6 protein-coding genes and 1 pseudogene are annotated in these 7,965 nt (G+C 64.3%); 4 read left to right on the forward strand and 3 right to left on the reverse strand.

Annotated elements, in window-relative coordinates; all coding sequences use genetic code 11:
* Positions 1–474 precede the first annotated feature (474 nt).
* Together ACFXN1_RS50425 and ACFXN1_RS50430 are read left to right on the forward strand one after the other, a co-directional pair.
* A pseudogene (locus ACFXN1_RS50425) lies at positions 475–720 on the forward strand (acyl-CoA dehydrogenase family protein); the annotation flags it as partial.
* A 395-nt stretch (positions 721–1,115) separates the two neighbouring features.
* A complete protein-coding gene (locus ACFXN1_RS50430) occupies positions 1,116–1,370 on the forward strand; it encodes a hypothetical protein (protein WP_379446127.1) in 255 nt (84 codons plus the stop codon).
* Positions 1,371–2,047: 677 nt separating this feature from the next.
* Here the strand turns inward: ACFXN1_RS50430 and ACFXN1_RS50435 are convergent.
* Together ACFXN1_RS50435 and ACFXN1_RS50440 are read right to left on the reverse strand one after the other, a co-directional pair.
* Positions 2,048–3,205, reverse strand: coding sequence for a 2-oxo acid dehydrogenase subunit E2 (locus ACFXN1_RS50435; RefSeq protein WP_379446121.1), 1,158 nt, complete (start codon positions 3,203–3,205; stop codon positions 2,048–2,050).
* A gap of 10 nt (positions 3,206–3,215) precedes the next feature.
* Positions 3,216–5,579, reverse strand: a complete 2,364-nt coding sequence (locus ACFXN1_RS50440; RefSeq protein WP_379446122.1) for a pyruvate dehydrogenase — start codon at positions 5,577–5,579, stop codon at positions 3,216–3,218.
* A 504-nt stretch (positions 5,580–6,083) separates the two neighbouring features.
* Here ACFXN1_RS50440 and ACFXN1_RS50445 point away from each other — a divergent pair.
* Together ACFXN1_RS50445 and ACFXN1_RS50450 are read left to right on the forward strand one after the other, a co-directional pair.
* Positions 6,084–6,434 carry a hypothetical protein gene (locus tag ACFXN1_RS50445; protein WP_379446123.1) on the forward strand — a complete coding sequence of 117 codons (351 nt, stop codon included), beginning with the start codon at positions 6,084–6,086 and terminating at the stop codon, positions 6,432–6,434.
* Between the two features lie 151 nt (positions 6,435–6,585).
* Positions 6,586–6,999 carry a hypothetical protein gene (locus tag ACFXN1_RS50450; protein ID WP_379446124.1) on the forward strand — a complete coding sequence of 138 codons (414 nt, stop codon included), beginning with the start codon at positions 6,586–6,588 and terminating at the stop codon, positions 6,997–6,999.
* A gap of 114 nt (positions 7,000–7,113) precedes the next feature.
* On the opposite strand, the gene ACFXN1_RS50455 is transcribed toward ACFXN1_RS50450, so the two are convergent.
* Positions 7,114–7,842, reverse strand: a complete 729-nt coding sequence (locus ACFXN1_RS50455) for a response regulator transcription factor (RefSeq protein WP_379446125.1) — start codon at positions 7,840–7,842, stop codon at positions 7,114–7,116.
* Positions 7,843–7,965 lie beyond the last annotated feature (123 nt).

Raw genomic sequence — 7,965 nt, forward strand, 5'->3', positions numbered from 1 at the left:
GGCGACCGCCTCCCCGAGCACCATCACGGCACGCGCTACCGAGGTGGCGCCCACCTACCGGCCGCCGAGCGAGCGGCGCTCGCCGAGCCGACCTCCAGCTGACAAAGGACCTTTCGTGACATCACCTGACCGCTTCGACGACCTCCGAGCCCGCTTCGCCCCGGTGTTCGACCAGATCCGCGAGAACGCACTACGCCACGAGCAGGAGCGCTCACTGCCCCACGAGGAGGTGCACTGGCTTGCAGACGCCGGCTTCGGACGGCTCCGTCTCCCCACGCAGGAGGGAGGACACGGCCTCACCCTGACGCAGTTCTTCACTTTGCTGACCGACCTGGCAGCGGCGGACTCCAACCAGCCCCAGATCTGGCGCAACCACACCGCGTTCGTCGAGGACCGCCTCCAGCCCGATCCTGCCGACAAAAACGCGTATTGGCGCAGGCAACTCGTCGATGGCGCACTCGTCGGCGGTGCCTGGTGGGCAACAAATCCCATCGCGACTCCTCGACCACACTCGTCCGCGAAGGCGACGCCTGGGTGCTCAATGGGGTCAAGTACTACAGCACCGGAAGCAACTTCGCCAACTGGATCAGCGTGGCCGCCAAGCGGGACGGCGACGAGAACGGCGTGATCGCGCTCGTGGACGCGCATGCCCACGGAGTTGAGGTCGAGGACGACTGGAACGGATTCGGGCAGACCACAACCGGGAGCGGCACCACCCGATTCACCCAGGTTCTCGTTGACGAGATCGGTATCTACCCGTTCGGGCAGCGGGCTCCCTACCAGGAGGCGCTCTACCAGCTGGTCCATGTGACCACTTTGGCTGGCGTAGCCCGGGCCGCCCACCGCGAGGTGGTCGGCCAGCTCCAACAGCGGATGCGGGCTTACTACCACGGACTGGCGGAAGTGCCGCGCGAGGACGCCCAACTCCAGGCACTCGTCGGACGGGTGGGTGCGCTCGCCGCGTCGGTGGAAGCCTCCGTGGCTCGCGCGGCAGGCTTTCTGGACCGGGCGGCAGACGCCGCCATCGCCGGAGGTCCCGAAGACGAGGTCACCCTCCTGGTCCACGAGGCGTCGACCGCTGTCTACAGGCCCAAATCACGACGACCGAGGAGACGCTGGCAGCGACTACACTCCTTTTCGACGCCCTCGGTTCGTCGGCCGTCGACGCATCCGCCGCCTTGGACCGACACTGGCGCAACGCCCGGACGATCGCTTCCCACAACCCGCGAGTCTATAAGGAACGCATCGTTGGTGCCTGGTACCTCACACCCCCAGTGGTCTTCGGCGGTCCCGGTGCCGCCGCGACGGTCGCGGACGAATCGGGTTCGAATGCGACCGAGTCTCGAGAGGAGACCGTTGTGGTGCTGTGATGCCGGACGCATCACAGCAAACGACGACGGGTTGCGGCAGGCAGCCGCCAGGTCCGGCAGCCGCGTGGCCTGGGCCGGTTCGCTGTCATTGGGTAGCGGCCAGTGGGCGGGCTTTGTCGGTGTGCAGGATGTTCTCGGGCGCAGTCGCGTCCAGGTGATTGGGTTTCTTGACGACCCGACAACAACTCCGGCCGCCGCCCGTCCAGCGAAGTCTTCGTCCCGGAAGACGACGACGGGTTGGTCCCGCATCAGGGTCGCCGACGTCCCCTTCGGATACGTCGCCCACACGGTCAGCAACGTCCGCGTCGGACTCGCTGGCAACTTCTCGATCGAGGGTGTGTCGATCCCAACGGCCCTGGCTTACTTTGAGTGGTGACCGAGCGTCGTGAGCGGTTCAACAGAGGGCGATAGGATCCGTCCCTACGGCTAACAGGGTATCCGGTGTCTCCCTGACGCGCCCCCGTTGATTCGGTCTACGGTAAACCGAATCAACGGGTCCTGTCGCCCACTGCCACCAGAGGACCGCAACACCCGATCCCACCGTTTGCTCAAGGTAGTCCACGGAATGCCAGCGGCTGACGTGCCCAAGCAAATAAGGAAACGCCAGACGCTGGCTTTGGATCTCGATGCCACAGCAGCCCTTGAAGTCCACGCGGATCTCTTGTCGGAGCCGACCCTTACGTGTCTGCGGCGGTAAATCCAGTTTCCAGGCGCGTTTTGACTGCACCTAGGTATCGCGCCGCGTCAGCTCCGTCGATAATACGGTGGTCGTAGCTCAACGAGAGGTATGCAACGGAGCGCACGCCGATGTGAGGGGTGTCGTCGAATCGGATTGGGACAACACGTTCGACAACTGTGCCTACGCCGAGAATCGCAGACTGCGGTTGATTGATGATCGGAGTATCAAACAGTGCGCCGCGGCTCCCGGTATTGGTGATTGTGAATGTGCCACCGCTGAGTTCATCGGCGCCGATCGTATTCGCGCGCACCCGCTCCGCGAGATTGGCAATGCTGCGGGCCAAGGCGCTGACAGTTTGGTTTTCGGCGTTGCGAATCACCGGGACCATGAGGCCTTTGGGGCTGTCGACGGCAATGCCGAGGTGACATGCCTTGTAGTAGGTGACTTCTGTCGCGTCTGCGTTGAGAGAGGCATTGATGACGCGATGGTCGGCGAGCGCATCGACTGCCGCCTTGACGAAGTACGGTAGGAAACTCAGCTTGAATCCGTTCCGGCGGTGGAAGTCGGCTTTCTCCCGCTCGCGCAGCGCTGCGATGGCGGTTACGTCGACTTCCACGACGGTCGTCAACTGTGCAGAAGTCTGTAGTGACTCCATCATGCGTCGAGCGATCGTCTGTCGAATACGGGGCAGTTTCTCGGTTACTTGGTCAGCAGTCGGGGGCGCCGTTGTCGGGGACACAGACACCGGGCGTGCGTTGGCGGGAGGCGCCGGGACCGGCACCGGTGTGACTTCGGCGGGTTCGTCCCCCGTTGTCGACGCCGGTGCCGGGCCAGGAGAGGATGCCGGTTCCACGGGGAGTGGGGTCGGAACCGGTTCGGGCGACGGCGTCGTCGGGTGAGACGCGCCGATGACGGCCAAGGCACCGCCGACCGAGACGACAGTGTCTTCGTCGGCGATGATGCGCAGCAATGTTCCTGCTGCGGGCGAGGTGATCTCGGTGTCGACCTTGTCGGTGGACACTTCGAGAATCGGCTCGTCAATGGCCACGTCGTCGCCGGGTTGTTTGAGCCACCGGGTCACGGTGGCTTCGGTGACGTTTTCGCCCAGGTCGGGCAGTGGCACGGTGGTTTCGTTGTGGGTGGTGGTCGAAGTCACTGGTTCACACTCATTTCAGGGAGGTCTGGCCGGCGGCGCCGACGACGTCCAGCGCAGCCGAGACGATGCTGTCGGTATCGATGCCGTGGTAGCGGTAGACCTCGTCCAGCGATCCCACCTGCCCGTACCGGGTCACGCCGAGGCCGATGTGGTGCACGCGGTTGATGCCGGACAGGAAGGCCAGGGTATGGGGGTGGCCGTCGAGGACCGTGATCATCGGGGTGGCCCGGTTGGCCGGGAACAGCTGGTCGAGAATCCAGCTGTCGCCGCTTCCACGGCCCTGCCTGGCCTGCATGGCTTCGAAGAGAAGCCCGGGGCTGGTGACGCAAATAACGTCGGCTGCGACACCGGCCGATTCCAGGCGCTCAGCGGCTGCGAGGGCCTCGGTGACAACCGCGCCCATCGACACGATTGTGACGATGGCGTCGTCCCGCCTTTGCAGGGGATATCCGCCTGCGACAACCTGTTTGCGTCGGCGTTCGCGTGCCGCAGAATCGGTCGGGACAGTCGCGAGATGCTGTTCGACCGGTCTGGTCGACAACCGCAGATAAGCCGACGTGCCGTCAGGGCGCCCCAGCTTGGCCAGACTGGCCAACAATGTCCACTCCACATCGACCGCGAATGCCGGCTCATAGGAGATCAGCCCTGGCGTCTCGATCCCGATCGACGGTGTCGTAATCGATTGATGGGCACCGCCTTCGGCGGCAAGTGTGACACCGGAGGGAGTGCCTATCAGAATTGACTGGCCGCCGGCGTAGATCCCGTAGGTCCACGGTTCCAGGGCTCGTTCGACGAAGGGGTCGTACATCACACCGATGGGAAACAAGGGCTGGCCCCACCGGCTCCACGTCGCACCGAGTTCACCGATCAGCCCAACCAGGTTCGTTTCAGCGATACCGAGTTCGAGGTGTTGACCGGTAGGACGCTCACGCCAGTGCATCAGCGTTTCCGGATCGTCGGCGAACCAGTCGTGGCGCTCAGAGGCCGACCACACACCGACCTTGTTGATCCAACCTGCCAGGTTGGTGGTGGAGCTGACATCGGGGCTCACGGTGACCACCCGGCGGGCCGCATCCGGTGCCGCACGGGTCAAATCCAGCAGAACCCGCCCCAACGCTGCCTGCGTCGTCGCGGTGCCCTTGGGTGTGCGACCGAAATCTGTCGGAACAGATGGAGGCTCCGATTCCTGAAACGGCTGACGATACAGCCGTTGCGCGGTCTCCGAACAGATCCGTCCGGCTGCCGTGTCATCGCCGAACCGCCCCCACGGGTGTAGCGGATCTCTCTTCAGTCGCGCCGCCAGGACTTCATATTCCGGCACCGAAAGCAGCGACGAATGGTTTTGCGGGTGCCCTTCTGTCGGCAGCCCGTACCCCTTGACGGTGTAGGCGATGATGACGGTCGGGCGTGAGTCGTCGATGCGCGCGTAGGCGTCGATCAAGGCCTGCATATCGTGGCCGCCCAGGTTGCGGATCGCGGCCATCAGGGTCGAATCATCCAGCCCGGCAATCAGTTCCGCCAGTGGCGCGCTGTCGCGGCCGGTTCCCGGCAGTCGGCGGCGGAGCTCACCTGCGTCGCACCGAAGGAGCCTCTGATATTCGGGATTCGACATTTCGAGAATCCGGGCACGCAACGCCTGACCGCCGGGCTTGGCGAACAGCGACTCGAGCAACCGTCCGAATTTGACCGTGATCACCTGCCATCCTGCGGCCGCGAACATATTCTCCAACCGGGTGGCGGCGATAGCGGGCACCACACGGTCGAGTGATTGGCGGTTCAGGTCGACGATCCACACGATTTCGCCGAGGCTTGCAGTACCCGGATCGACCAGGGCCTCCCACACCGCGCCCTCGTCCAGTTCGGCGTCGCCAACGAGTGAGTATTGGCGGCCTGTGCCGGCATCTGCACCGAGCACAGCATTTACGTAGCGGCGTGCTGTCGCGCCCCAGATGGGTGCGGTCGCCCCGATACCGACCGAACCGGTCGAATAGTCCACGGTATCGGGATCTTTGGACCGGCTGGGATAGGACTGCAGGCCGCCGAACTGACGCAGAGTGGTCAGATACGACTCATCCAGTTCGCCCAGCAGGTAATTTATCGCGTGCAGCACTGGAGACGCATGCGGCTTCACCGAGACCCGGTCGCCGGCCCGCAGTTCGCTGAACCACAACGACGTCATGATCGTGACCATCGACGCGCACGAGGCCTGATGGCCCCCGACTTTCAGTCCTGACGGGTTCGGTCGCACACGGTTGGCATGATGGATGATCGCTGTCGACAGCCAGAGTGTGCGCTGCTCTATGTCGGACAGTGCGTCGAGATACTCCGCTTCGTCGGTACTATTGTGGTCGTGCGCCTCGATTGCTGTCGCCATCGCGGATGCTCCTCGGGTCGGATCCGGCGACCGCCGCCGCCGATAGTCGATTGGCCGCCAAACCTCGGGTGTAGGCGCGGGCGGCTTAATCTCACACCGGAGGGCGGCGGGTCCCTGATCACACACCCAGCGAATTCGCCATCCTTGTGTGCAGGTCGCCCACAGAGTGCACTCCATCAGGGTTTGTTCGCGCAACCCACCATCTTGAATTTGAACAATTTGCACATGGGAACCGGCCTGTCGAACCGCCAGATTGGCGTATCGACCACGCTCCGCTGAATGGCCTAACGCAAAACGGGACACCGGGTTCCCATGGACCGAGTCGTGGGACCTCGATGTGCGTCACTCAACGGGGCGCCCCTTTGGGGTGTGGCAACGCCCCCAGCAGCCAGTTTGTTCAGCGCGATCGGTCGGTCAAGGCGACGGTTGCTGGTGCCGCGTCTGGGAAGGTTGAGCTTTTCCTCGTCTCGGGTGGCGGGTTGTTCCTGGGCGGGGTGAGCGGTGATGCTGCTGGTGGTGGTGGCTCGCAGGCCGGATGTGTTCGTCGAAGCGGTGACCCCGGAAGAGGGCCGCAAGCTGGCCCAGATCGTGCGACGCAGCAGCCGGCCGGTGTGGATGCGGCGGGCTGTGGTGGTGATGGCCTCGGCGCAGCATCAGCCGGTCGGGTTCATCGCGAAGCTGATGCGGGTGTCGGAATCGTGTGTGCGGCAGGTGATCCACGATTTGGCGAATTCGGTTGAGCCGTCGAGCGGCTGGCCGGAGTGCGGCGAACGGTGGTGTTCGTGTTGGGGCGAATGGTTTTGTGTCCCACCATGTATCGAGGCGGTTGAGGTTGAGTCCGGCGGCGGTCGGTAGGTGCTGCGGGCGTGTCTTGGGCAGTCCGCAGTGGCGGGATCTGCGCCAACAGTGTCCAAAATGGAGCGGGGGCAGGCCGGCGAAGATCGATCACGCGACGCGTGAGCGGATCGGTCAGATCGCCCGGTGCTGCCCCCGAGATCCGGCCAATATGACCCGCGTGCTCGACCTCTACGACCACCCGCCCGCCGACGGGCGGATGGTCTGCGTCGATGAGTTCGGGCCGTTGAACCTGCAACCCCGGTCCGGGCGCGGTTGGCGGCCGCGGCGGCAGCCGAAACGGTTGCGCGCCACTACAACCGCACGCTCGGAGTCCGGCACCTGTTCGGCGCGTTGGACCTGGCCACCGGCCAGATCTACTACCGCATCCGCGACCGCAAACACTGGATGGAGTTCCGCCCTGCGTACCTTCGCTCTCAACGGCACCGACCACCACAGCCACGACGAACAGGACACCGCGATCGGCACCTACATCCACTGGCGCAACCAGCACGCCGAACCCGTCCGCGACTTCGCCGTCGGATCCAAGATCAGGCACCCTGATTACCTACCCAACGTAGCCTGACGAGCCACTTAGCGCCCATCCCGCCACGTCGCTGGTGGTCCGTAAGAGGTGCCCGGCGCTGGTGCGGGGTCCGTGAGCCGGATGATGTGGCGATAACCTCGCGCGAGCGGACGATTAGTCGATGAGTCCGCGTTCGCCTGCGGCAAGGATGGCTTGAACACGATTGCCGGCCTGGAGTTTGCGCATCGCGGTCTTGAGGTAGGACTTGATCGTGTCGGGCCGTAGTCTCAAAGCTTCGGCGACCTCGCGGTTACTCAGCCCGCGTGCGACCTGCCTGAGGACATCGATCTCTCGTGACGTGAGTGATGAGGGGGCGACTGAGGCGGGGGGCGCCGGTATCGGCGCAAACCGGTTGCCGACTGCTTCGATCCGCGCACGCACCGTGGCGTCATCGATCTGCCCGGCTAGATCCGCCAGTTCCTTGGCAATGTCGTGTAGATCCGATCGACTGAGCTCCGGCCGGTCAGCCTCGGTTGCTGCTCGCAAGAGACGCAAACGTCGGACGACCTCGTCTTCTACTGCGATGTCCCGTTCTATGCGCCTGACAAAGGGGGTGAAGCTGTCGAACCAACGGGCGCCGAGGTGGACGTGGGTACGGGAGCCTAGATAGATCAAGATCCGCGGTGCGCGGTCGACAAAGATCGGCAGCGCCGCGAGTGTTGCGATCGCTTCGGGGCGTACTGCGTGGTCGTACACATGTGTGATGCCCTCTGCTGAAATGTAATCGGCAACCGAGACCGGCCGTGCAAGTTGTAGGGCTTTGCCGCCGAGACCCTCACCATTGCGGACCATCAGGTTCATCGTCGAGCGGGTTCGGACGCCAGTGGAGTCGGTGATCTCCATCGCGGCCGCACCGTGTCGTATCGGGCCGCCTAGTACTCCAGCCGGACTTCGTGATCATGGTGTGAGTCGGGATCGTCGCTGGTAGTGGCTGTGGCGGGCGCGGTATTGGTGTCGACGTCGCCA

The organism is Nocardia sp. NPDC059154 (assembly GCF_042755705.1).
GTDB lineage: Bacteria > Actinomycetota > Actinomycetes > Mycobacteriales > Mycobacteriaceae > Nocardia.

Coding starts and splice junctions, on each gene's coding strand:
- ACFXN1_RS50440 (WP_379446122.1), bottom strand. CDS start 5,579: ATGGCGACAGCAATCGAGGCGCACGACCACAATAGTACCGACGAAGCG.
- ACFXN1_RS50445 (WP_379446123.1), top strand. CDS start 6,084: ATGCTGCTGGTGGTGGTGGCTCGCAGGCCGGATGTGTTCGTCGAAGCG.
- ACFXN1_RS50450 (WP_379446124.1), top strand. CDS start 6,586: ATGACCCGCGTGCTCGACCTCTACGACCACCCGCCCGCCGACGGGCGG.
- ACFXN1_RS50455 (WP_379446125.1), bottom strand. CDS start 7,842: ATGGAGATCACCGACTCCACTGGCGTCCGAACCCGCTCGACGATGAAC.